Source organism: Chitinophaga rupis (assembly GCF_900109685.1).
Classification (GTDB): Bacteria; Bacteroidota; Bacteroidia; order Chitinophagales; family Chitinophagaceae; genus Chitinophaga; species Chitinophaga rupis.
This window is the reverse complement of sequence record NZ_FOBB01000003.1, coordinates 841,943-868,053: the sequence shown is the minus strand read 5'-3', so window position 1 is coordinate 868,053 and position 26,111 is coordinate 841,943. Positions and strand designations below refer to the sequence as shown.

General features: G+C 47.7%; 20 protein-coding genes. 16 read left to right on the top strand and 4 right to left on the bottom strand.

Annotation, left to right across the window (positions count from 1 at the left end):
- Positions 1–8 precede the first annotated feature (8 nt).
- From BMZ54_RS16600 to BMZ54_RS16535, 14 genes are all read left to right on the top strand, one after another.
- Positions 9–599: a hypothetical protein gene (locus BMZ54_RS16600; protein WP_143081034.1), complete on the top strand. Its 591-nt coding sequence runs from the start codon at positions 9–11 to the stop codon at positions 597–599.
- Positions 600–750: 151 nt separating this feature from the next.
- Complete coding sequence (locus BMZ54_RS16595; RefSeq protein ID WP_089913940.1) at positions 751–1,014, top strand: phosphopantetheine-binding protein; 264 nt, start codon at positions 751–753, stop codon at positions 1,012–1,014.
- On the top strand, positions 1,011–2,210 hold the full coding sequence (locus tag BMZ54_RS16590) for a beta-ketoacyl-[acyl-carrier-protein] synthase family protein (protein WP_089913937.1): 1,200 nt from the start codon (positions 1,011–1,013) through the stop codon (positions 2,208–2,210). The genes BMZ54_RS16595 and BMZ54_RS16590 overlap by 4 nt, the downstream gene beginning before the upstream one ends.
- 89 nt (positions 2,211–2,299) lie before the next feature.
- A complete protein-coding gene (locus tag BMZ54_RS16585) occupies positions 2,300–3,358 on the top strand; it encodes a beta-ketoacyl synthase N-terminal-like domain-containing protein (RefSeq protein ID WP_238386601.1) in 1,059 nt (352 codons plus the stop codon).
- Positions 3,359–3,364: 6 nt separating this feature from the next.
- Positions 3,365–4,138, top strand: a complete 774-nt coding sequence (locus BMZ54_RS16580; RefSeq protein WP_089913935.1) for a polysaccharide deacetylase family protein — start codon at positions 3,365–3,367, stop codon at positions 4,136–4,138.
- Positions 4,131–4,763 carry a flexirubin biosynthesis/transport protein LolA2 gene (locus tag BMZ54_RS16575; RefSeq protein WP_089913932.1) on the top strand — a complete coding sequence of 211 codons (633 nt, stop codon included), beginning with the start codon at positions 4,131–4,133 and terminating at the stop codon, positions 4,761–4,763. The genes BMZ54_RS16580 and BMZ54_RS16575 overlap by 8 nt, the downstream gene beginning before the upstream one ends.
- On the top strand, positions 4,741–5,490 hold the full coding sequence (locus tag BMZ54_RS16570; protein WP_089913929.1) for a flexirubin biosynthesis protein LolB2: 750 nt from the start codon (positions 4,741–4,743) through the stop codon (positions 5,488–5,490). Before BMZ54_RS16575 ends, BMZ54_RS16570 begins: the two co-directional genes overlap by 23 nt.
- Positions 5,490–5,864, top strand: coding sequence for an ApeI family dehydratase (locus BMZ54_RS16565; RefSeq protein WP_089913926.1), 375 nt, complete (start codon positions 5,490–5,492; stop codon positions 5,862–5,864). Before BMZ54_RS16570 ends, BMZ54_RS16565 begins: the two co-directional genes overlap by 1 nt.
- A complete protein-coding gene (locus tag BMZ54_RS16560; protein WP_089913923.1) occupies positions 5,861–7,027 on the top strand; it encodes a DUF2062 domain-containing protein in 1,167 nt (388 codons plus the stop codon). Before BMZ54_RS16565 ends, BMZ54_RS16560 begins: the two co-directional genes overlap by 4 nt.
- Positions 7,020–10,868, top strand: coding sequence for a trifunctional MMPL family transporter/lysophospholipid acyltransferase/class I SAM-dependent methyltransferase (locus BMZ54_RS16555; RefSeq protein WP_089913919.1), 3,849 nt, complete (start codon positions 7,020–7,022; stop codon positions 10,866–10,868). Before BMZ54_RS16560 ends, BMZ54_RS16555 begins: the two co-directional genes overlap by 8 nt.
- A 53-nt stretch (positions 10,869–10,921) precedes the next feature.
- The gene (locus tag BMZ54_RS16550; RefSeq protein ID WP_089913915.1) at positions 10,922–12,427 is read left to right on the top strand and encodes a phytoene desaturase family protein; all 1,506 of its coding nucleotides are present in this window, start codon (positions 10,922–10,924) and stop codon (positions 12,425–12,427) included.
- A 63-nt stretch (positions 12,428–12,490) separates the two neighbouring features.
- Positions 12,491–14,155, top strand: coding sequence for a C45 family peptidase (locus BMZ54_RS16545; RefSeq protein ID WP_089913912.1), 1,665 nt, complete (start codon positions 12,491–12,493; stop codon positions 14,153–14,155).
- Positions 14,152–14,535, top strand: a complete 384-nt coding sequence (acpS, locus tag BMZ54_RS16540) for a holo-ACP synthase (RefSeq protein WP_089913909.1) — start codon at positions 14,152–14,154, stop codon at positions 14,533–14,535. The genes BMZ54_RS16545 and acpS overlap by 4 nt, the downstream gene beginning before the upstream one ends.
- A 2-nt stretch (positions 14,536–14,537) precedes the next feature.
- Positions 14,538–15,833, top strand: a complete 1,296-nt coding sequence (locus BMZ54_RS16535) for a flexirubin biosynthesis putative acyl-CoA ligase FlxY (protein ID WP_089913906.1) — start codon at positions 14,538–14,540, stop codon at positions 15,831–15,833.
- Here the strand turns inward: BMZ54_RS16535 and BMZ54_RS16530 are convergent.
- Positions 15,830–16,318 (bottom strand): DUF6702 family protein, encoded by a 489-nt coding sequence (locus BMZ54_RS16530; RefSeq protein ID WP_089913903.1) that lies wholly within the window; start codon positions 16,316–16,318, stop codon positions 15,830–15,832. The two genes, BMZ54_RS16535 and BMZ54_RS16530, sit on opposite strands and share 4 nt — an antisense overlap.
- A gap of 68 nt (positions 16,319–16,386) precedes the next feature.
- Here BMZ54_RS16530 and BMZ54_RS16525 point away from each other — a divergent pair, with 68 nt between their 5' ends.
- Entirely contained in the window at positions 16,387–16,980 is a 594-nt protein-coding gene (locus tag BMZ54_RS16525; RefSeq protein WP_089913900.1) for a HupE/UreJ family protein, read from the top strand.
- 114 nt (positions 16,981–17,094) lie between these two features.
- Complete coding sequence (locus BMZ54_RS16520) at positions 17,095–19,470, top strand: M1 family metallopeptidase (protein WP_238386600.1); 2,376 nt, start codon at positions 17,095–17,097, stop codon at positions 19,468–19,470.
- Between the two features lie 330 nt (positions 19,471–19,800).
- Here BMZ54_RS16520 and BMZ54_RS16515 read toward each other — a convergent pair whose 3' ends face one another.
- From BMZ54_RS16515 to BMZ54_RS16505, 3 genes are all read right to left on the bottom strand, one after another.
- Positions 19,801–21,417, bottom strand: coding sequence for a RagB/SusD family nutrient uptake outer membrane protein (locus tag BMZ54_RS16515; RefSeq protein WP_089913897.1), 1,617 nt, complete (start codon positions 21,415–21,417; stop codon positions 19,801–19,803).
- A gap of 25 nt (positions 21,418–21,442) precedes the next feature.
- The gene (locus tag BMZ54_RS16510; protein WP_089913894.1) at positions 21,443–24,544 is read right to left on the bottom strand and encodes a SusC/RagA family TonB-linked outer membrane protein; all 3,102 of its coding nucleotides are present in this window, start codon (positions 24,542–24,544) and stop codon (positions 21,443–21,445) included.
- A 216-nt stretch (positions 24,545–24,760) separates the two neighbouring features.
- Positions 24,761–26,068 carry a cryptochrome/photolyase family protein gene (locus tag BMZ54_RS16505; protein WP_089913891.1) on the bottom strand — a complete coding sequence of 436 codons (1,308 nt, stop codon included), beginning with the start codon at positions 26,066–26,068 and terminating at the stop codon, positions 24,761–24,763.
- Between the last annotated feature and the right edge of the window lie 43 nt (positions 26,069–26,111).

Below are 26,111 nucleotides of genomic sequence, written 5' to 3'. Positions count from 1 at the left end.
CAAGCTGTGTGATCAGAGATCAGCAGGTGTTCAGCAACGGCAGTCTGCTGTGGCAGGATGCGCCGGGTGCGGAGCTTACTGATTTTCTGCGTAAGGGATACGACCGTTTTTCGGGGCAGTACCCCAAGTTCCATAAAATGGATGCGCTCAGCAAGCTGGGATGGCTGGCTGCGGAAATATTATTGCGCACTGCACCGGTAGAGGATCATTTGCCGGAGCAGGTGGCTATTGTGCTTAGCAACCGCAGCGCCAGCCTGGATACAGATCTGCGTTACTACAATACGGTAAAAGATATTCCCAGCCCTGCGCTGTTTGTATATACCCTGGCTAATATTGTAATAGGGGAAATATGCATCCGGCATGGCTTTAAGGGAGAACATATTTTTTTTACTACCGGTGGTTTTGATGCGCAGCAGGTGAAGGCCTATACGCAGATACTGCTGGATACCGGCGTTGCCACTGCCTGCCTTTGCGGCTGGGTAGAGGTGATGGAACAGCAGTACGAGGCAGTGTTGTACCTGGTAGAAAGGCAGCAACGGGAGGGCGGGAAGCCGTTCGCTGCAGAGGAAATGAGAAATATTTACGATCTGCGATTTTAGATTTTAGATTTGAAAGTACTCCGCGGAGTGGTTTCTTCAGATCTAAAATTGTATTGGATTTTGGTAGATAATTTTAAAGTGCTTTAATAAGATCGCTTCTATCAAATCTGAAATCGTAGATCTAAAATCTAAAATTACTTGTGTTTTTTATATGGAAAAATTGATGGCGGATCTGAAAGCGCAGATCATTGAGCAGCTGAACCTGCAGGAAGTAAAACCGGAGGATATCGGGAACGATCAGCCTTTGTTTAAAGAAGGCCTGGGCCTGGATTCTATTGATGCGCTGGAGCTGATCGTATTATTACAGCAGCACTATGGTATCCGCATTGCTAACCCTGAACAGGGTCCTGAAATATTCCAGTCTGTGCGCACCATGGCAACCTACATTACTGCGCAGCAAAAACAGCCGGGATGAGTGAGCCGGTATGGATAGCCGGTGGCGGCGTTATTTGCGGTATAGGCGCTACTTTGCCCGCCTGTGTGGAGGCTTTCAGCCGTATGCAGCCGGGTATGGAGGAGGTGCAGTACCTGCATACCGTACATCGTGGCGTATTCCCGGTAGCCGAAGTAAAGGCAGATAATGCTACGCTGGCCGCGCAGGCAGGTATGCCTGCACACATCAGCAGAACAGCCCTGCTAAGCAAAATAGCTGCACAGGAAGCCTGGGACAGCACCGGCCTGGGCGATCTGTTACAATACCGCGTAGGTTTTATATCCGCCAATACCGTTGGCGGCATGGATAAAACAGAAGATTTTTTTGCTGATTACCTGCAGCATCCAAACAAAGGGCATCTGCAGCAGGTAGTGCATCATGAATGCGGCAGCGTTACGGAGCTGGTAGCAGATGCCATGGGCATCCGCCACCAGGTAGCAACCATCAGCACCGCCTGTTCATCCGGCGCCAATGCATTAATGTATGGCGCACGCCTTATCCGCAACAATATTGTAGATATTGTAATAGCCGGTGGTACGGATGCGCTTACCCGTTTTACCCTGAATGGTTTTAACACCCTCATGATATTGGACCAGCAGCCCTGCCGGCCGTTCGATGATACCCGTACCGGCCTGAATCTGGGTGAAGGCGCGGGTTATGTGGTGCTGGTAAGTGATGTTATACGTAAGCACCTGCCTAATGCACCCTGGTGCCGCTTAAGTGGTTATGCCAATACCAGTGATGCGTATCACCAGACTGCTTCCTCGCCGGATGGTATAGGCAATTACCTGGCTATGAAAGGTGCGCTGGATATGAGCGGGCTGCAGCCAAAGGATATTGCCTACATTAACCTGCATGGTACCGGTACGCAGAATAACGATTCTTCTGAAGGCAAAGCCATTGAACGTTTATTTGCACCAGACTATCCGGCTGTTAGCTCTACCAAATCATTTACCGGGCATACGCTGGGCGCCAGCGGCGGTATAGAGGCGGTGTTTTCCGCACTGGCAGTGCAGCAGGGCATTATTTACCCGAATGCACGTTTTGCCACACCCATGAAGGAGTGGCCGGTGGCGCCGGCTACAGTTTTTTCCAGCGGTAATAAATTGTCGCATGTAATGTCTAATTCCTTTGGCTTTGCCGGTAACTGTTCCAGCCTGGTATTTTCAAAGGAATAGCAGCATGAAGAAAAACGTGATGGTAGTTGAAATGCTTCACTACGATTATTAATTCTTCATTCTTAATTATTAATTACAAGGAAGCAAGCATGAATATTTACATCCAGGGTATGGGTTGTGTATCACCGCAGCAAACTGCGGCGGAAGGCCCGTTCCTGGCAGAGATCCGGGAATATGAAGGCAACCGCCTGAAGGTGCTGGACCCGGATTATAAACAGTGGATACCGGATGCAAACACCATGCGCCGTATGGGCCGCGTGGTTAAAATGGGAATAGGAGCGGCCAAATTAAGTTTGCAGCATGCAGGTATTGAAATGCCGGATGCTATTATTACCGGCACCGCCTATGGCTGCCTGGCTGATACCGGCGTTTTCCTGACCAGGATGATCCAGGGACAGGAGAGCGCATTATCGCCCACCCCATTCATACAATCCACCCACAATACCGTAAGCGGGCAAATAGCGCTGCTGCTGGGCTGCCACGCCTATAACAGCACTTTTGTACATAAAGGTTTTTCTTTTGAAAGCGCGCTGCTGGATAGCATCATGATGCTGCGGGAAAAACCCGCTCAGCAGATCTTAATAGGCGGGGTAGATGAGATCACGGATCACAGCCACACCATTTTATCACGTTTCGGATTATACAAGCAGGAGCCGGTACGCAATACCACGCTGCTGCAAAGCGGTACAAAAGGTACTATTGCCGGTGAAGGCGCTGCCTTTTTTGTACTGGGTACAGCAAAAGGAGCGGTAAAATTAACCGGGCTGGATACCTTGTATAAACCGGCTTCCCAACAGGAGGTAAGCAGTGCCATACAGGGCTTTTTAGCGACGCACCGGTTAAGTACAGCTGATATTGACCTGCTGATCACCGGCCGCAATGGAAATGCAGGGGAAGATGATGCTTACACACAGCTTACGCAAACCCTGTTCCCACAAACGGCCACCGCAGCGTTTAAGCATTTGTGTGGCGAGTATCCTACTGCCAGCGCATTTGCCATGTGGATGGGCGCGCAGATCATACAACAGCAGCAGGCGCCGGCTGGTGTACTGTATAGTGGTACGGCGCCGCAACAGCTAAACAGGATCTTAATTTATAACCAGTACCAGGGCACTCATCATGCACTGATATTGCTAGAAAAAGCATAAACAAACTTGTTATACCGCATTACAAATATCACCACCTTTCTGCTGCTCGCAGGGCTTTTGTGCCTGCACAACCTGTGGCAGCCGGTAGCCTGGTGGGTTTTTGTAACGCTGTTATTCGTATATGTGTCGCTGTTGGTATGGGGATCTATGGATATAAGAGCTGGCTTTTACATGCCGGTTACCTGCCAGGTACCTACAAAGCAGAAGGTAGTGGCCTTAACTTTTGATGATGGCCCGCTGCTGCAGTTTACCCCGCAGGTGCTGGATATATTACAGGCGCATAAAGTACCCGCTGCTTTTTTTTGCATTGGTAAAAATATACCCGGTAATGAAGGCTTGCTGAAACGGGCGCATGAAGAAGGGCACCTGCTGGGCAACCACAGCTACTCTCATCATTTCTGGTTCGACCTGTTCGGGGCGGGCCGTATGCTGGAAGAGCTGCAACAAACGGATACCAATGTGCAGCAGGTAACCGGTCAGCGGCCGCTTTTTTTTCGTCCGCCGTACGGGGTTACCAATCCTAATTTGAGCAAAGCAGTGCGCAAAGGCGGTTACTTTCCATTAGGCTGGAACATCCGCTCTTTAGACACGGTGATAAAAGAAGAAGGGCCCTTGCTGGAACGTATTACCGGCAAATTGCAGCCTGGCAGCATTATTTTGCTGCATGACAGTGCTGCAGTAACGGTGCAGGTGTTACCGGCGCTGATCGCCTATTTGCACAGCAATGGTTATACTATAGAAAGGATTGATAAACTATTAAATAAACCTGCTTATGCGTAGATGGATGTTATTGGTTTGTTGTATGAGCGTGCTGCATATATATGCACAAACAGGCGGTTTTAAACCCGTAGCAGATGCGGCTGCCTTTAAACAACAGTTTGCAAAGGCATCGCAGAACACGCAATCCATACAGGCCGATTTTGTGCAGGAAAAAAACCTGAGCATGCTGTCTGATAAGATTGTTTCCAAAGGAAAGTTCTGGTTCCGGAAAGAGAATAAGGTGCGTATGGAATACCAGCAGCCATCCTATTACCTGATGGTAATGAACGGTAAGGATATTTTTACCAGGGATGGTCAAAAGCAGAACAAGGTAAGCACCAAAGGGAATAAGCTGTTTGAGCAGATCAACCGCATTACGGTGGATTGTGTGCAGGGTAATGTGTTCAACAACCCGGACTTTACTACTAAAGTGCTGGAAAATGCGCAGTACTACCGGTTGGAGATGACGCCGGTATCCAAAGCGCTGCAGCAGTATTTCAAAACTATTGAGCTGCTGGTGGATAAAAAGGATTATTCTGTGTCGTCCATTGAAATGCAGGAAGCCGGCGGAGATAATACCATCATTAGCTTTTTGCATAAACAAATGAATGTAAATATCCCGGATGCAGTATTTACAGTTAAATAGGGAAAGCGGCTCCGGGAGAAGGATCAGTGCTGCGAAAGGCAGGCGCGTGTTGGGTTTTAGCCTGCTTTTACCGCAGAAAGGCATGCTGAAAGAAGGGCTGTCTTTTAGCTGGAGTATAGGTTTTTTGCTGGTTTGCGTATTGTTATTCAGCTCCTGCACCTCCGTTTACCGCGGCCTGCAGCGCAGCAATGGTGGTGATGTGAATTGCATACGGCAGTTTCAGCCGCAGTTCACCAATACGCTGTACAGCACGCAGGTAGATGTGCTGAAGCACCACCTGAGTGGTTTGCTGTTCTTCAAAAAAATGCCGGATAGCAGCCTGCGCGTGGTGTTTGCCAATGAAATGGGTTTTAAATTCTTTGACTTTGAGTTCACGAAAGACAGTGGTTTTGTAAAACATTACATGCTGCCGAAAATGGATAAAAAGGTGATCGTAAAAACCCTGCAGAACGATTTTGAGCTGGTGCTGCTGCGGACAGGTTTAGAAAAGGCCACGGTGCTGCAGGATAGCGGGTATCATTACATCGCTGTTCCCACAGCTAAGGGCAACAACTATTACATAACGGATACGGCCTGCACCCGGCTGGAGCGGATAGAGAAATCATCCAAACGGAAACCGGTGGTTAAAGTATGGATGCGGCATTATGAGCAGGGCGTACCGGACACTATTTTAATACAACACCAGAATTTTAAGTTCAATATTTCATTACAACGCGTACAAAAATAATGCTGGAAGGAAGTTTTTATAACATTGTACAATCGGAGCAAACAGCGTCGTCATTTATGGCTTTACTGGCGCTGAATGCCGCGCATCCTGTATTTGAAGGACACTTTCCCGGTCAGCCGGTAGTGCCGGGCGTGTGCATGATGCAAACTATCCAGGAGCTGCTGGAAAAGGGTCTGCAAAACAAAGTGCTGCTGCAAAAGGCCAGCAGTATGAAGTTCCTGGTGATGATTAACCCGGTAGTGCAACCACAGGTAACAGTTACCCTGCAATACACTTTGCAGGAAAATAATATAGTAAAAGTGAATGCTGTTATTAAAAGTGACAGCAGCATTTTTATGAAATTTCAGGGAACGTTTAGTTTAATTACGCATTGACAAGTATTGCACCTCATATCGCTGTCCTTATTCCCACCTACAATAACGCCTCCTCTCTGGGGCAGGTATTGAAGGATGTGCTATCCTATACACAACATGTAATTGTGGTGAATGATGGCAGTACAGATACTACTACTGAAATACTGGACCAGTTCCCCACTGTACAGCGTGTATCGTATACGCCTAACCGTGGTAAAGGTATTGCCCTGCGCCGGGGATTTAAATACGCCTTGCAGCAGGGATATGAATATGTGATCACAATCGATGCGGATGGGCAGCACTTTGCCTCCGACCTGCAGGTATTCCTGGATAAGCTGCAAACAGAAAAGAACGCCATCCTCATTGGTGCACGAAACCTGCACCAGGAGAATATGCCCGGCAAAAACTCCTTTGCCAATAAATTTTCCAACTTCTGGTTTTATGTGGAAACAGGCATGAAGGCTGCGGATACACAGTCTGGCTACCGCCTGTATCCTTTAAACTTAATAGCGCCTATCCCGTTCTGGTGCACCCGTTATGAGTTTGAAGTAGAGGTGCTGGTGCGTAGCGCATGGAGGGGTGTAAAAATTGACTGGGTGCCGGTGCAGGTATATTATCCACCGGCAGAGGAGCGGGTATCACATTTCCGCCCTTTCCAGGATTTTTCCCGCATCAGCGTGTTAAACACCGTGCTGGTGCTCATTACGTTCCTGTACATTAAACCGCGCGACTTTATACGCTTCCTCTTCAAAAAAGAAAGCTGGCGCTGGTTGTGGAAAGAGGTGTTGTTGAATCCAGGTGAATCAAACGGTAAAAAAGCATGGTCTATTGGGTTGGGCATCTTCATGGGTATTGTGCCCATCTGGGGTTTCCAGATGTTAGTAGCATTATTGCTGGCTACTTTTTTTAAGCTCAATAAAGCATTGGTGCTCATTGCAGCCAACATCAGCATACCACCCCTGATACCGGTCATTGTGTTTCTGAGCCTGATGGTGGGCCGTATATGGGTAGGGCACGATGCTACGTTCGTAATATTCAGTAAGCACCTGAGCCAGGAGGCAGTAAAGCAGAACATACTACAGTATATCTATGGCAGCGTAACGCTGGCCGTGGCAGCCGGGGTAACATTCGGGTTGGTAACCTACGTGTTGCTGGCTATATTCAGAAAGCAGAAGCATGGGTAGTTTTTTTGTACATATCTATAATTTTTATGCAACCCGCAAAATGTGGCTGTGGATCAGCGTGGTGGCGGCTTTTGCGCTCACCGGTTATTTTGCATCCCGCATTCAGCTGGAAGAGGATATTACCAAAATATTGCCCCAGGATAAAACGCTGAACAAGCTGCAGCAGGTATTTAATGATTCCCGGTTTGCAGATAAGCTGGTAGTAATGGTATCGCAGAAGGATACCGCAGGGGCTGCGGAGCCGGATAGCCTTACAACATTTGCCGCTGATCTTGAGGTAGCCATAAAGGAAGATACTGCACTAAGCTCATACGTTAAACAGGTACAGGCTAAGATAGAAGATACTGCCATACTGGGTTTGATGGCTACCATCCAGCAGCACCTGCCGGTGTTCCTGGATGAAAAAGATTACCGTACTATTGACTCGCTCATACAACCGGAACGGCTACATCAAACACTGGAACATAATTACCAGACCTTAATATCACCTGCGGGATTAGTGCTGAAGAAAATGATCCAGGCCGATCCGGTAGGCATGTCATGGCAGGGGGTTAAAAAACTGCAGCAGCTGCAAATAGATGATCAGTATGAGCTGTATGATGGTTTTATTGTAACAAGAGATCACCGGCACCTGCTGTTGTTCCTTACGCCCGCGTACCCGCCCAGCGCCACCGGTAAGAATGCCGTTTTCTTAAAATTATTGCAGGCTAAGCTGGCTGAAATGCAGACAGGGCATACTTTTACAGCCGCCTCTTATTTTGGTGCCACCGCCGTATCTGAAGGCAATGCCCACCAGCTGCGCATGGATACCATGCTTACGCAAGGCATTGGCGTGGTGCTGCTCATAGTGCTCATTGCCTTGTTCTTCCGCAAAAAAAGAGCGCCGGTATTAGTGATGCTGCCGGTAGTTTTTGGCGCATTGTTCTCGCTGGCTTGCATTTACCTGATCAAAGGAAAGCTATCTGTTATAGCCCTGGGCGCAGGCGCTGTAGTATTGGGCATTGCAGTGAATTACTCGCTGCACGTATTTAACCATTACCGCCACCTGGGCAATATCCGCGAAACTATCCGCGACCTGGCCACACCCATGACCATTGGCAGCTTTACCACCATTGGCGGGTTCCTGTGTTTGCAGTTTGTAGAATCGCCTATGTTGAAGGATGTAGGTTTGTTTGCGGCATTGAGCTTAGTAGGTGCCGCCTTGTTCTCCCTTATCTTTTTACCGCATTGGATCTTAACCAAACAGCCGGTAGCGGCGCATTCACACACCTGGTTAGATAAGCTGGCCAGCTACCGCCCCGAAAAAAATAAATACCTGGTGTTCGGCATCCTGCTGCTCACCGTTATATTCTGCTTCACGGCCGGCAAAGTAGGTTTTGAGAGTGATATGATGCGCATGAACTTCATGACGCCGGAGCTGAAAGCTGCTGAAGCAAAGCTGAACAGCCTGAGTGCCTATGCAGCACAATCTGTATACGTGGTTACAGAAGGCCGTACGCTGGAAGAAGCTCTGCAGGCCAACGAACGTATGCTGCCGGTGGTGCAGCAGCTGCAGCAGCAGGGCATTGTGAAAAGATACGCCGGTGTAGGCAGCTTATTGCTATCGCAACAGGAACAGCAGGCGCGTTTACAACGCTGGCAACAATACTGGACGCCGCAGAAAAAACAGCAGCTGATCACTTACCTGCAGCAGCAGGGGCCTGCGGCAGGTTTTAAAGCCACTGCGTTTGATCCCTTTGCGCAATGGCTGCAGCAGAACTTTACAACGATGACAGCCGCAGACCAGGAAGCGCTTCGCAACAGCTCCCTGGGCGATTATATTACAGTAAAGCCGGATCGTGTATCGCTGGTTACCCTGCTTAAAGTAAACCCGGGTCAAAAGAAGGCTGTGTATAAAGCATTAGCCGCACAGCAAAATACTACGGTGCTGGATAAGCAATATGCCGCAAACCGCCTGGTAGAGGTGATCCGCAATGAGTTTAACAGCATTGCCTGGATGACCTCCCTGCTGGTATTTTTTGCCCTGCTCATCTCTTACGGCCGCATAGAGCTGGCGCTCATCACCTTTATCCCCATGCTCATTAGCTGGATCTGGATACTGGGCATCATGGGCATGTTCGGCATCCGTTTCAATATTGTGAACATTATTCTCAGCACCTTTATTTTTGGTTTGGGGGATGATTACAGCATATTTACAATGGATGGATTGTTGCAGCAATACCGTACCGGTAAGGAGCAGCTATCTTCTTTCCGTTCTTCCATCTTTTTATCTGCCATTACCACCATCTTAGGGCTGGGGGTGCTGATCTTTGCAAAACATCCATCCCTGCGTTCCATTGCATTGATCTCTATGATCGGTATTGGCTGCGTAGTGCTGATATCGCAGGTAATGATACCGTTGTTATTCAACTGGCTTATTGCCAAGCGCACCCGCCGTGGCTGGGCGCCGTGGACCCTGAGCGGCTGGTGCATTTCAGTATTTGCATTCACCTATTTTACGCTGGGCAGCTTGTTGCTGACCACTGTAGGTTATATCCTAATCCGCCTGAACCCTTTTAACAAGCAAAAGGGTAAGTACCTGTATCATGTATTCCTCTCATGGTTTACCTGGTCGCAGCTGCACATTATGGGCAATGTGAAAAAACGTGTTATCAATCCCCTGAATGAGCAGCTGGAAAAGCCGGCTGTTATTATCAGCAATCATCAGTCATTCCTGGATATATTAATTTCCATTGCGCTTAATCCCAAGGTGATCCTGCTTACCAATGAATGGGTATGGCGCTCGCCGGTATTTGGCGCCGTAGTGCGGCTGGCAGAATATTATCCTGTGGCAGAAGGTGCGGAAGCCAGTGTAGACAAGCTGCGCGGGATGGTAGAACAGGGTTATTCCATTGTGGTGTACCCGGAAGGTACCCGCTCACCTGACCCGGTGATCAGGCGTTTTCATAAAGGAGCATTTTATTTGGCAGAACAATTAGGATTAGATGTATTGCCGGTGCTGATACACGGTACAGCCTATACGATGAGTAAGAGTGATTTCCTGTTAAAGAACGGGGTGCTTACCGCACAGTACCTGCCCCGCATTACACCGGAGGATAAGAGCTGGGGCGAAGGCTATGCCGCACGTACCAAAAGCATTAGCCGCTACTTTAAGCAACAGTATGAAGCGCTGCGCCGCAGTGTGGAAACGCCTGCCTATTTCCGTGAGCAGCTTATTTACAACTATATTTATAAAGGCCCGGTGCTGGAATGGTACATGCGCATTAAAACCCGCATGGAAAATAACTATACCCTGTTTCATAGCCTGGTGCCTGAAAAAGGCCGCATACTGGATATTGGCTGTGGATATGGGTTTATGAGCTACATGCTGCACTTTCTGTCGGCAGAACGTACGGTTACCGGCGTGGATTATGATGAGGACAAGATAACCACTGCTAATCACTGCTACCTGAAAAATGATAAGGTGAATTTTGAATATGCAGATGTGGTGAACTATACTTTTGAGCAGCATGATGCTTTTATTATCAGCGATGTATTGCATTACCTGCAGCCACAGGAGCAGGAGCAGCTGCTGCAGCGCTGCTTACAGCAGCTGGCACCCGGTGGGGTGATCATTGTGCGGGATGGCGATGCCGATATGAGCAAAAGACATGAGGGTACCCGCCTTACAGAATTTTTTAGTACGCGTTTGTTGGGATTTAATAAAACAAAACAACAGCTGTCCTTTTTTTCGGGGCAGCATTTGAAACAATTGATAGAGAAAATGGGAGCCAGGCTGGAGCAGATAGACAATACGAAGTACACGTCAAATGTGATTTTTGTTATTAGGCAGAAAGCTTAAAGCAGAAAGCAAAAAGCAAAAAGCTCAATGCAGCGTTTAGCATCCTTTATACTATGAGTTATGATGTAGCCATAATCGGTAGCGGCCTGGGAGGCCTGGTTTGCGGCGCTTTATTAAGCCGCAACGGGTATCGCGTGGCGGTATTTGAAAAGAATAAACAAATAGGTGGTTGCCTGCAAACCTATGTTCGTAATAAGGTGATCTTTGATTCCGGGGTACATTATATTGGCGCTTTGGGAGAAGGGCGTAACCTGGAAAAGATCTTCCGCTACCTGGGCATTATGGACAAGCTGAAGCTGCAACGCCTGGATATGGATGGCTTTGACCGTATTGCTTTTAATGGCGATCCAACCGAGTATCGCATGGCCCAGGGGTATGATAATTTTATAGCGCAGCTGTTAAAGGAGTTTCCCGGTGAAAGAAAGGCCTTGCAGGATTACTGCCATGCTATGCAGGATGTATGCCGCCGTTTTCCCCTCTACAACCTGCGTATGGGCAGCTTTGCCGAAAAGCAGGAGGTAATGAATATTGATTGCAGCACTTTTTTGAAACAGCTAACCAGCAATGAACGCCTGCAGAATGTGCTGGCCGGAAATAATATGTTATACGCCGGTGTGCGCGATAAAACGCCTTTTTACGTACACGCGCTGGTAGTGAACAGCTATATTGAAGATTCCTGGAAATGTGTGGATGGCGGCTCCCAAATAGGTAAGTGGCTGGCCCGAGCCATCCTGGAAAATGGTGGGAAAATTTACCGGGATACCATGGTACAGCAGATCGTAGGGGAGGGGAATAAAGTAGATCATATTGCGTTGGCGAACGGGCAGCAGGTAAAAGCGAATTATTTCATCTCCAACCTGCATCCTTCACAAACTATGGCTATGACGGAAAGCGACCTGATACGGGGCGCATACCGTTCCCGTATCAATACGCTGGAAAATGCCATTGCACCTTTTGTATTGAACATTGTGCTAAAGCCTAACACATTTCCCTACCTGAATTACAATTATTACTATCACCAGACCGATGATGCCTGGGAAGGCATTGAATATACAGCAGATACCTGGCCGTTGACCTATAGCCTGTTTGCTGCCGCCAGCTCCCGCCATATGCCTTATACAGACAGCCTTTCCGTATTAACGTATATGCGTTATGATGAGGTGGCGCGCTGGCAGCATACTTTTAATACTACCTCGCAGGAACAGGGACGGGGGGATGATTATGAAGCATTTAAACGGGAGAAGTCGGAGCGGTTGCTGGATGTGGTGGAACAGAAATTCCCCGGGCTGCGCAACAGCATTGCTACCTGTTATGCAGCTACGCCATTATCGTTCCGGGACTACCTGGGCACGGCGGATGGCAGCCTGTACGGGGTGCAGAAAGATTATAAAGATGCGTTAAAAACCATGATCACCCAGCGTACCAAGCTAACCAATTTGTATCTTACCGGCCAGAATTTAAACCTGCATGGCATCCTGGGAGTTACCATCAGCGCGGTAATGACCTGCGGGGAGATACTGGGGCTGGACTGGCTGCTGGAACAAATAAATAAAAAGTAAAAAGGCAAAAAGTAAGATCCTTTGTATTGCTTTTTTTAAATTTTTAACTTTTAATTTTTTCTTTTGAAAAAGGGTTGGAGAAAACTGGGACGAATATTATTGTACATAACAGGCGCCTTCCTGTTATTGATACTTATTCTGGTGATCTATGTGGTAAGTGTATCACATATTGATCCGCCGCAAATAGCTGATAAGAGCGCATTACAGTTGCAACGCAAACAAATTGATACCTCCTGTTACACCATCGGCAATAACTGGTTCCGCAAAAGCAACAGCGGTTTGTACGAAATGTATATTGAGGGCAAACCCTTTGAACGCGGTGTTATCTACGGTAAATTATCAGCAGAATTAGTGAAAAGGCAGGAGGATAATTTCGTGGACCAGATCAAGAAAATGATCCCCTCACAATCTTACCTGCATTTCCTGAAATACTTTGTAGGCTGGTTTAACCGCAACCTGGCAAAGAATATTGCAGAAGAAAATAAGGAAGAGATCTACGGCATTTCTTTTTCCGCATCAGATAAATATGATTTCATTGGCAGCAACTATGAGCGGATCCTGAACTACCATGCCGCGCATGATATTGGACATGCCCTGCAGAACATGATGCTGGTAGGCTGTACCTCTTTTGCTACCTGGGATGGCCGCTCTGCCGACAGTAGCCTGATCATAGGCCGCAACTTTGATTTTTTTGTAGGCGATAAATTTGCAGAAGATAAAATAGTGGCCTTTTACCATCCGGATAAAGGATTCCCCTTTATGATAGTAACCTGGGGCGGTTTTACCGGTGCGGCTTCCGGCATGAATGCGCAGGGATTAACGGTAACCATTAATGCGGATAAAAGTGAGATCCCTACCGGCTCCGCCACCCCGGTGTCGCTGGTAGCAAGAGAAATATTACAATATGCCAGCAACATACAGGAAGCATGGGCCATTGCAAAAAAGCATAAAATGTTTGTATCGGAATCTTTCCTGATAGGCTCTGCGGCCGATAACCGCGCTGCCATCATCGAAAAAACACCGGACGGTATGGACATGTATGACCCGCATAGCAATTTTATTACCTGCACCAACCACTTTCAGGGCGATACCATGCGCAAGCTCACCTCTAACGTGCAGTGGATGAAGGAAAGCGCCAGCGAATACCGGTATGAACGTTTATCGGAGCTGCTGCAGGAAAGCGGGCCTAATACCGTACAGAAAACTGTGAACATCCTGCGCGACCGTTACGGCCTGCATAACCAGAACATAGGCATGGGTAATGAAAAAGCAGTGAACCAGTTCATAGCCCACCATGCCATTGTATTTGAACCGCAAAAACGGCTGGTATGGGTATCCACAGCACCCTGGCAATTAGGTAAGTTTGTTGCTTATGACCTGAACAAGATCTTTGGCATGCATGGGTTACAGGCTAATCATGAAGTGTATGACAGCGCGTTAACCATTCCTGCCGATCCTTTTCTGCAAACCAGGGATTACCAGAATTTTCTTACTTTCCGTCACCTGAAGTCGGAGATCATGGATGGTAAAGAAGTGGATCTGCAGCAGCTGGTAGCCTCCAACCCGGAGTTTTACCATACCTACGTGCTGGCGGGTGATTATGCATTCAAACACAAGCAATACGCCGCCGCCAAACAATATTACCAGACAGCCTTAACAAAAGTGATCGCCACTAAAGGAGAGGAAACGCATATACGAAAACAGCTGGAAAAATGTGATCATCCATGATCTATGGCATTGGTACAGATATCGTTGAAGTAGATCGTATAGCGGCTAAAGTGGCCAAGGGAAAGGGTTTTCTGGACCTGGTATTTACGCCGCATGAAATAGCCTATTGTGAGCAACAGCCTGGTTCTGCTGCGGCTGAAAGCTATGCCGCCCGTTTTGCCGCTAAAGAAGCATTACTCAAAGCTATGGGCACCGGCTGGGGCCATGGCGTCATTAATTTTAACCAGATAGAAGTGCGCAATACTGTATTGGGTAAACCGGAATTGTTCCTGGTAGGGGAGGCCGCAGCGCATTACACGCAATTAAATATTCAAAAGATCCACCTGTCGCTGTCGCACATTAAAACTGCTGCAGTGGCCATGGTTATTATAGAAGTATAGTTATGTACATACCAGACATAGAATTGCAATCCACTGCTGCTATCCGGCAGTTCCAGGAAAAAGAGGTGCTGCACCTGATCGGTTATTTGCGGCAGTTCTCGCCCTTTTATAAGGAATGGTTTGCAACACATGGCATTACATCCGCTGCTGTAAATAGTCTTAGCGATCTCTCCAAAATACCGCCGGTAACCAAAGAGGAGCTGCAGCAGCGCAACTGGGATTTTTTATGTGTGGACCGCAGCAAGATCGCTGAATACACTACTACTTCCGGCACCCTGGGTAAACCGGTGATCATTCCACTTACTGCGAATGATCTGAACCGTTTAAGCTATAACGAATACATTTCCTTTTGCTGCGCCGATGGTGCAGACGATGATATTTACCAGCTTATGCTCACGCTGGACCGGCAGTTTATGGCCGGTATGGCTTATTACACGGGCATCCGCAAGCTGGGCGCTGGTGTGCTGCGCGTAGGGCCGGGCGTACCTTCCCTGCAATGGGAAAATATACAACGTATACAGCCTACTACCATTGTGGCAGTACCTTCGTTCATATTAAAGCTGATCGCTTTTGCCAAAGAGCACAACATTGATATCAATGCATCATCTGTAAAAAAAGCAGTGTGTATAGGCGAGAACATCCGCCAGGTGGACTTTTCCCTGAATGTGCTGGGCAAAAAGATCACAGAGCAGTGGAACATTCAGCTGTATTCCACCTATGCCTCCACGGAAATGCAAACTGCTTTCACGGAGTGTAAAGCCGGCCAGGGCGGGCATCACCACCCCGAGCTGTTGTATGTAGAGCTGCTGGATGATAAGAACCAACCCGTAGGCCCCGGCGCAGAAGGAGAAGTAACTATTACCACCTTAGGCGTGGAAGGCATGCCCCTGCTGCGTTACAAAACCGGCGACATTTGCCGTTATGAAACCTCGCGCTGCAGCTGCGGGCGTAATACCATCCGCCTTTCCCCGGTAATTGGCCGTAAAAAGCAAATGATCAAATACAAGGGCACCACCTTATACCCACCTGCTTTATTTGACCTGCTGAATGAAATGGAAGAAGTAAAAGAGTTTGTAGTAGAAGTATTTTCCAATGAAATTGGCACAGATGAGATCCTGCTGCACCTGTGGCCGGTTTCAGAATCTGAAGATACGGACCGTAAGATCCGCTCTTACCTGCAGGCCAAGCTGCGCGTAATACCGCAGGTCCGGTATATTTCGCAGGCAGAGATCATGAAAATGCAGTTCCCGGAAGGCATGCGTAAGCCTATGAAGTTTGTGGATAACAGGCAGGGTTAAAACACAAAATCCGCTACCCGTTCGGGGTTATCCAGCTTGGTGCTCTTTCGCACATCCTTCACCACCACATGCATCATATTGATCTGCTCAGGGTGCTCCGTATAAAGAATATCATTGATGATGTGCACCTTTTTCACCCCTGCAATGCCCTTTACCTCCAGAAAACACCAGGCGGCATCTTCCTCTATCTGGTAGCCTAAATAGTGCAGCGCCAGGGGTTTACCATCAATTGTAATCCGTAAATGTTTGCCCAGGTAATCGGCTATCAGGCCATCTACAGTCTTACGGTTGGCAGGGTGCAGAATGTCTACCGGGGTTTTATATTCCGTTTTCAGGGTACGTTCCAGGTCATCATAAAAAATGCGGCTGCTTACCTGCAGCTCCTGCTGGGCGGCATTATGTCTTATTTCTGTCACGCTCACATAAAAAGGGTGCAGCAGCATAGCCCATGCACCAATCAACCATTTACATAATATTAAGCCCACTTGACTAAAAAATTTTAATTTTAAACGGAGAGTTTATATAATTACCAAAATTAGACAAAATATAGGCAATGAGTGAATTCGGCTTGTATTTCCAGTTAGGTTGGCAGCATATAGTAGCGTGGGACGGGGTTGATCATATTTTGTTTATAACTGCATTGTGCGCAGTATACCTGTTGAAGGACTGGAAAAAGGTGCTGATACTGGTGACCGCATTTACCATCGGGCACTCTGTCACCCTGGCGTTGAGCGTGCTGGATATCGTGCATATATCCACGCCCCTGATCGAGTTCCTTATACCAGTAACGATCTTCATCACCGCTTTATTCAACATCATTCGCCCACCGGCAGAAGAGCAGCAGCGGGCCATACAGCTTAACTACCTGTTTGCATTGTTTTTCGGGCTTATACACGGCATGGGTTTTTCCAACCGCCTGAAAAGCTTGCTGGGCACGGGAGAGAATGTAGTAGTACCCTTACTGGGATTTAATGTAGGACTAGAATTCGGGCAAATACTGATCGTAATATGCGTACTGCTGCTGGCAGGGATCATAGTAAATATCACGGGGGTAAAACGCAGGGACTGGATCATGTTCCTTTCTTCTGCTATCTTTGGGGTTGCTTTTGTAATGGCAATTGAACGTTTTAAAGCATTATTTACATAGCAAAGGAAGCAAGCACCTACACCATGGACCATCGACCATGGACTTTAAATCAAAATCTAAACCGCTAATGTTACCGGGCTAAAAGCCAGGTTCACCGGCCATTAATACACGAGCATGCGGAACATACCGCGCAAAAATGAAATATTACGGATGAAAATGAAGTACTTATGGCTGCCACTCTTATGTTGCAGCAGCGCTTATCCTTTGATGGCGCAAGATGCTAATCCTAATGGATCTAACCACGGTACCCGCTTTGAGCAGCTGGGCACTATGATCCAGGATCCTAATATGTACCGTTCTGCCTCCGGCGTACCCGGTCCTAAATACTGGCAGCAGCGCGCAGACTACGATATTTCCGCTACCCTGGATGATGCGGCACAAAAGCTCACCGGTGCAGAAACTATCACCTATTACAATAACTCTCCCGACCCGCTCACCTACCTGTGGCTGCAGCTGGATGAGAATGAGCATAATGCCAAAAGCGATAATCAGCATTTTGATGGCAGCCATATGTCCGATAAAATGTCTATGCGCGATGTGAATGGCTTACTGGGCACTACCAAGGACCTGGGCGTAAAGATCGTGAAGCTCACGGATGGTAGCGGCAATGCCCTGCATTATACGGTTAACCAGACCATGATGCGCATAGACCTGCCTAAAACCCTGATGCCGGGCGAGCAGGTAAAGCTGAAGATCGACTGGTGGTACAACATCTCCGACCGTATGACAGAAGGCGGCCGCGGTGGTTATGAATATTTTAAGGAAGATGGTAACTACCTGTACACCATGTCGCAGTGGTATCCCCGCATGGCAGTATATTCCGACTTCCAGGGCTGGCAGAACAAACAGTTCACCGGCCGTGGCGAGTTTGCCCTTACCTTCGGCAACTTTCATGTAAAGATGACCGTACCTGCGGATCATGTGGTAGGCGCTACCGGCGAATGCCAGAACTATAAGGAAATGCTGAGCGGCGTACAATTTCAGCGCTGGCAGCAGGCACAAAGCTCCAAAGAGCCGCTGGAAGTAGTAACGCTGGATGAAGCTAAGAAAGGCCTGCAAAGCAAAGCCACCACTACTAAAACCTGGGTGTACGAAGCGCAGAACGTACGCGACTTTGCCTGGGTGAGCTCCCGCCGTTTAGTGTGGGATGCCATGGCTACCAATGTAGAGGGCAAAAAGGTAATGGCCATGTCTTATTACGGACCGGAAGCCTATCCTTTATACCGCCGTTATTCCACTAAGGTAGTAGCGCATACATTAAAAAGCTATTCGGCACATACCATCCCTTATCCTTACCCCGTGGCTATTTCCGTGGAAGCGGCTAACGGTATGGAATATCCCATGATCTGTTTTAATTACGGCCGTGCGGAAAAAGATGGCACCTATTCAGAAGCTACCAAGAATGGTATGATAGGCGTGATCACGCATGAGGTAGGGCACAACTTCTTCCCCATGATCGTGAATTCTGATGAGCGCCAATGGAGCTGGATGGATGAAGGTCTGAACACTTTTTGCCAGTTTATGGCAGAGCAGGAATGGGATAACAACTTCCCTTCCGGCCGTGGTCCTGCGCATAAGATCGTGGATTACATGAAAATGCCGAAAGACAAGCTGGAACCTATTATGACCAACTCTGAGAATATTATCCAGTTTGGTCCTAATGCATACGCTAAACCCGCTACTGCCCTGAATATTTTACGGGAAACCATTATGGGCCGTGAGCTGTTTGATTTTGCTTTCCGTGAATATGCACGCCGCTGGGCATTTAAACATCCTACGCCTGCTGATCTTTTCCGCACCATGGAAGATGCCAGCGCAGTAGACCTGGATTGGTTCTGGAGAGGATGGTTCTTTGGCATTGAACCGGTTGATGTGGCTATTGACAGCGTTAAATGGTACCGCCTCAATACACAGGATCCCGCTGTTGTAAGCAGCGATGATAAAGCCGCTTATGACCTGAAGGCAGATCATATTGCCCGCACCCGTAACCGTGCAGAAGGCGTGAAATTTGCCGTGGAGCAGGATACCAGCCTGCAGGACTTTTACAGCAAATGGGACCGTTTTGCAGTAACAGATAGTGATAAAACGAAGTACAGCCAGTTCGTAAGCAGCTTAACACCTGAAGAAAAACGTTTGTACGACAGCAAAAAGAATTTCTACGAAGTATCCTTCTCTAACATAGGCGGCCTGGTATCGCCCCTGATCATTGAATGGACCTTCGCAGATGGCACCAAGGAAACAGACCGCATCTCTGCTTACATCTGGCGTAAGGATGAATACCATGTAACCAAGGTATTTGCAAAAGATAAAGAGGTAGTAGCCATAAAGCTGGACCCACAGCGGGAAACAGCGGATATTGACGAAACCAATAACAACTGGCCGCGTGTAGCGCTGCCTTCCAAATTTGAGCTGTTCCGCCAGCAGGAACGTCCCAGAGGCTCCACTGCAGGGCCTAACCCCATGCAGCAAGCCAGGGGCGGACAACAGTAATTCACTGAATTTCTTATACTTTAAGCAAGCCATCCCACCTTCCGGGATGGCTTGCTTGTTAGGGGGAAAATGGTTCACATTAAATTATGAAAAACGGATGAAGCAAATTTTCCAATACTGCGCAGGCCTGTTACTGTTAGCCGTTTAAAGGATAGCACTAAAGACATAAATGAAAAAGTCCCGCAAAATGGCGGGACTTTTTTTGTAACTGCTTTTGTAGCGATCTATGATTGATGGATAAATGGTTCAAGATTTTTAGAAAATGCCGCCGGTGGGAACACCAGCGGCTTTTTTCAAACGTGTGAAATGTAGATAGAGAGTAAAAGATCTTTATAGCTTATCCCACCACAGTCTTGTGCCGCCATTGTCAGGTCCGCCCAGCAGCTGTATAGCTTTCTGTACTTCTGCCTGGTTGGCCACATATTCCGCCTGTGGGAAATTGATACGTCTGATTTGTATAGTGGTGCTGATGGTACCGTTGCTCAGGTTATTCACTACCGGGAACAGTTTAGGATAACCGGTGCGGCGGAACTCAGACCATGCTTCCTGCCCTTCAGGGAATATGGCTATCCATTTCTGGGTAATGATGCGTTCCAGCTTGGTGTCAAAAGTGGCGCCATCATCCCATTTAATAGTAATGGAAGAAGGAGAAGGCGCGTTGTTGGCCGCATTCTTCGGATCCACGTAAGCAGCGGGTTTGCTGACAGCATCATTCATATACTCGCTGGCCTGGTCTGCTACACCCCATTGTGAAAGGGAAGTAGTGATACCTCTTTCATACAGCTCCTGTGCCGTACCACCGGGATTAGCCCAGCTGCGCAGCGCAGCTTCTGCCCGCAGGAAATATACTTCTGCGGCGGTCATTAACTGTAAGGGTGAGTTATCCTTAATGCTTTTTGTTTCCTTATAAGCCAGGGTGGAAAAACCGCTGTAACCCGGTTTGGCAGTGATGCTGCCGCCTAAACGGATGCCTTTGTACTGGCCGGGATAATCAGATGCCGGATCAAAATATTTGCCGATGCGCGGATCATGAAAACCACCCAGGTAAGACTCCATAGAAGCGTTCATGCTAATATCGCTCCAGCCGTCTTTATTGGTGATGGTATATAAAGGATGGCGTATGCCAAAACCACTTACCATTACGTTATCGTTATTGGTTTCCAGCAGGCCGCCGTTATCAGCCAGGGCTTTTTCAGCCTGCGCTTTAGCAGTGGCAGGATCAGCTTTCACAATACGCAGCGCAAGGCGCAGGCGCAGCGAGTTGGCAAATTTTATCCATTGCTTATAATCGCCACCATAGATCATATCAAATTTTGCAAACGGGGTAGCGCCTGGTTTGCTGGCTATGTAAGCTTTCAGGTTAGTTACAGCCGTATCCAGCTCCAGGAAAAAACGTTTGTAAATGCTTTCCTGGCTGTCGTATGCAGAGGTGGTGCCACCCTGGCCATACTGGCTGTAGGGGATAGGCCCGTAAATATCAGTAACACGGTGCATAGCCTCCACTTTCAGGATCAGCGCTACACCCCAGAAATCCGGCGCTACAGATTGTGCGCCCCTTCTCTTTACCTCTAAAATAGGCGCCATTACACGGTTGTAAGCCAGGCTGAATGGGAAGCCGTTCCAGTCATTTACCAGGGAATAGGTAAGGTTGCTGATGTTGCCGCGGAACGGGTTGGCAGACATCATATAACCGGAGTATACATCTGCTATCAGGTTTTGCTGCAGCTGGTATTCCCAGGTGGTATTATTATAGTTATAGTAAATGGATGATTGTATCTGGGGATAAAAACCGCCAATGAAGTTGAAGTCCGGCTTCAGCTGGTCTTCGGTAAGCCCCGTTGGATCTGTGTTGTAGTCCTCAAAATTCTTGGTACAAGCCCCGGCGCCCAGCAATGCCGTTAATGCAACAAGGGCCAGTGCTCTATATTTATTGCTGATCTTTTTCATCTTCCTTGATTTTTTGGTGAGTTACTTAAAAGGTCACATTCAGGTTCAAACCAAAGCTGCGTACAGCCGGTAAGCTAAACACATCCACACCAGAGAGGCCGTTACCGGTTGACATAGTAACTTCCGGATCATAAGGCGCTTTCTTGTGGAAATAAGCCAGGTTGCGGCCTATCAGCGATAGCTTCAAGTTCTTGACAAAGCTGCTCTTCAGCATGGATGCAGGTAAGGAATAACCGATAGACGCTTCACGCAGTCTTACCACAGTAGCGCTGTACACATACTGCTCACTTACGCCTGCACGGCCGCCAACAGTGGTATACCAGGTTTTAGCATCTATAGTGCTTACCGGTTTTTTATCAGCATCCACACCATTAATAACTACACCACCGGCATCACGGGCATCGCCGCTTGCTTTGGATACGCCGTACTGATCCAGCATGGCCTGTGTCATAGACAATACCTGGCCGCCAAATTTGCCATCCACCAAAAAGCTTACGCTAAAGTCTTTAATGTTAAAGCTGTTGTTCCAGCCGGCCTGCCATTTAGGATTGGGGTTGCCAATGAACTTTTGATCCGCAGCTACCATGGGTAAACCGTCAGCGCCTATCATAATGCGGCCCTGCTCATCGCGTTGTAATACGCGGCCGTAAATATCACCATAAGAACCGCCTACTTTGATCAGGGAAGTGTAAGCATTGGAACCCGGATCTGTTAAGATGAACTGATCAATGCTGGGCGCCAGCTCTTTCACGGTGTTCTTGTTCTTGGAGTAGTTGATGGTGGTATTCCATTTAAAGAACTTGCTGTTCACCAGGTTGTAACCTAATAATACCTCCACACCTGTGTTCTGTACATTACCGGCATTCACATAGCGGAAGCTGTAACCGGTGCCCGGTGGTACGGCTATCTGGAAGTACTGGTTAGTGGTATTGGTTTTATAGTAAGTGAAATCAAAGCTCAGTGCATCTTTCAGGAAACGCCATTCAGTACCTACTTCCAGCGATTTTGTTTTTTCAGGTTTCAGGTCTGTAAAAGGCTGAATAGTATTGAAATCAAATGTACCGCCTGAAACGCCCAGCTTATTTACCGGGTGTGTTACGTAAATAGGTACAGAGTTACCTACTACAGAATAAGAACCTCTCAGCTTGGCGTAAGTAACAGCCTGCGGCATAGGTATCATATCATGCAGTATGAAAGATAAACCTGCGGAAGGATAGAAATAAGAGCCATTTGGTGTAAAGCTGAGGTTAGAAGACCAGTCGTTACGGCCGGTAAGATCCAGGAATACCAGGTCTTTAAAGGAGATGCTGGCATTACCAAAAACTGCCTGCAGCTGCTGATGGCGGCTGGGTTCTGTACTGATCTGGCTACCGGGTGTCATGTTCTGCAGCGTAAAGAAGTTGGCTACATACAGACTGCCGTTATAGGAGTCGGCCCTTAAACCTTTTGTTTTGGTATCTGTAATGCTGGAACCTAACAATGCATTCAGCTTAATATCGCCGAAAGATCTGTTCAGGTTCAGGATCACATCGCCATAGAACTGGGTGGTGGTAAGGTTGCTGGTAATGTAACGGCCATTGGGACCGGAAAGCACGCCGTTGGTACCTGCATAAATGCTGGCATCATAGGTATCATTGGTGCGGTCCATATTACCGCGTGCCTGCAGACTTAACCAGTCGGTAAAATCATATTTGGCAGATGCGCTGAACAGGGTGCGGTTACGTTCTGTAACACTGCCGTTCCTGTTTACGATCCAGTAAGGGTTCTGCTGCACATCTTCATTAAAGGGCCAGTTCTGTAAGTAGATCTGTCTTACATCATCCAGCTTTGTATAATTATCCTTGTAAGGCTGCATGTTTAAACCGCGGGGAAACAGGTACAGGCCTGTGAGCGGGTTAAAGTATAAACCTGTTACAGGGGCATTGTTTATTTTTTGAATGATCACATTAGCGCTTCCATCCAGGGTTAGCTTGTTATCCAGGAACTTGCCGGTTTCGCGGAAAGTGATGTTGTGCCTGGAAAGATCATTTTCAGGTATTACACCGTTCGCACGGGTATTGGCATACGAAAAATAGGTTTGCATTTTTTCATTGCCGCCGGAAAGGCCAACGGAGTTGATCCAGGTATAACCGGTGCGGTAAAAGTCCTTTACATTATCCTGTGCACCATTAATGGCAGGGCCCCAGCTTTGTGTGGCTGCATTGGGATCCTGGCCATACTTGTTCTGGAACTCAGGCTTAATAGCTACGCGGTCCAGCTGAAAACCACTGGAGAGATCAATTTTTGTAGCGCCGTTCTTTCCTTTTTTAGTGGTGATCAGGATTACGCCGTTAGCGGCCTGGCTGCCATACAATGCAGATGCTGATGCGCCTTTCAGTACAGAAATGCTTTCAATATCATCCGGGTTCAGGTTAGAGATACCATCACCACCATCGCGGCCGGGTGCGTAGCTGATAGTACCATCGCCACCCCAGGTGCTGTTAGGCTGCTGTACGGTATAGTTGGTCATGGGTATACCATCAATTACATACAACGGCTGGTTGCTACCCTGCGCTGATTTGTTACCACGCAGCACTACTTTAACAGAGCCGCCTGCACCGGAGCTGCTGCGGTTAATGTTTACGCCGGCCACCTTACCGTTCAAAGAGTTCATCAGGTTGGGATCTTTTGCAGTGGTGAGCTCTTCACTGCCGATGCGTTGTGTAGAATACGTAAGTGATTTGGGCGTTTTCTTTACACCCAGCGCAGTTACTACCAATTCATTTAAACCTTTTACATTGCCTTGCAGGGTAATGTTTACCGTGGTGCTGTTACCCACAGGTACTTCGGTGCCAACAAAACCAATGGAGCTAAATACCAGCACATCACCGGGGTTGGCGGTGATCTTAAATACGCCGTTAGCATCTGTTTGTGTACCCTTGTTACTTCCTTTTACCTGTACGGTTACACCGGGTAACGGTGTGCCCTGGGCATCGCGTACGGTGCCTGTTACGTCCTGCTCAACCGGGGTATGAGCAAATGTGGGAGTAGCTGCAATGGCCTGCATGCGCGCATCTCCGGCCAGTACCAGGCAAAGTATCACGCTTGCCGGTCTGCATGTCCATGAAAGACGGAATTTTCTGTTCATATGCTAGTTTGGTTGAAATGTCATGGTTTACGTTAGGCAATAGAATCCCCCTCAGCTAAGCGCTGTAGTTTTTTCATAATCATAAATGCTGTTTACACGTTAAATTTTACACGTTAAAGTTGGTGCACGATTTTGTTGACCTTTAAAGGATGCAGATAAGAGGTCGTGCGAAAAGTACCGAGGTACCATCGCACTTGATAAATTTTCAAAATAAAATTAACGTGGCTGCTTAAGGGCTTTGGAATACACATCCAGGCAGCGTTTGCGGGCAGCTTCGTGCGCTATGATAGGAGTTGGGTAGTCTAATGTGTTCAGCTCAGGCACCCATTTTTTTATGTAGTGCAGCTGCGGATCAAATCTTTTTGTTTGCAGGGTAGGATTAAAGATCCTGAAGTAAGGGGCCGCATCACACCCGCAGCCGGCAGCCCATTGCCAGTTGCCATTATTAGCCGCCAGGTCAAAGTCCAGCAGCTTTTCCGCAAAGTAAGCCTCGCCCCAGCGCCAGTCTATTAATAAGTGTTTGGATAAAAAAGAAGCGGTTACCATTCTAACACGGTTATGCATAAAGCCGGTTTCATTCAGCTGGCGCATACCGGCGTCTACCAGCGGATAACCCGTAGTGCCCTTACACCAGCGTTCAAATTCCTGTTCAGGATACCGCCACTTGATAAAATCATAGTCGGCTTTAAATGCTTTGCCTTCGCCCACTTTAGGGAAATGCCAGAGAATGCTTTGAAAAAAATCGCGCCATATCAATTCCGACATAAACACCGCATTCAGCTCCTGCGCGGTTTGCAGTACCTGCCGGATGCTAACGGTACCAAAGCGCAGATGTACACCCATGTGTGTAGTACCGTTTATAGCGGGTATATCCCGCTGCTTATCATACTTACGTACAATATCTTCATCCAGTGTGGCGGAGGGGAATGGAATGCCTGCTGCTTTAAATCCCATGGACTTTAAAGAAGGGATGCGGTGCGCTGGTTGCTTGTAAAAATTATGGAAGTATTTTTCAGTGGGATAACTCTTTGCGTAAAAATCATTCAGTGTGGCTTTCCATCTTTTGCTGTAAGGCGTATATACCGTATATGGGTCCCCGTTATCTTTCATTACTTCGTTCTTTTCAAAGATCACCTGGTCTTTATAGGTGTGTAAGCTTACTCCATGCTCTTTTAGCAATTGCTGGATCTCCTTATCTCTTTTAATGGCATAGGGCTCATAGTCATGGTTGGTAAAAACCTTTTCAATGTTATGTTTGGTGAGCAGCTTTTTAAACACTTCCGTTGGGGTGCCGTAATACACTTCCAGGGAAGCGCCTTTTTGTACCAATGCTTCCTGCAGATCTTCCAGCGCCAAACGGATAAATTCTACCCGGCGGTCTGTTTTTTCTTCCAGGCCGTCCAGTATAAGCTTATCAAAAATGAAAACGGGTATTACGGGTTTGTCCTGTTTTAAAGCATGGTATAATCCTGCGTTGTCATCCAGGCGAAGGTCACGCCGGAACCAAAAGATGTTAACCTTCATAATATCAATGTATGATGATGCTTAAAGGTCGTATTTATTCTTT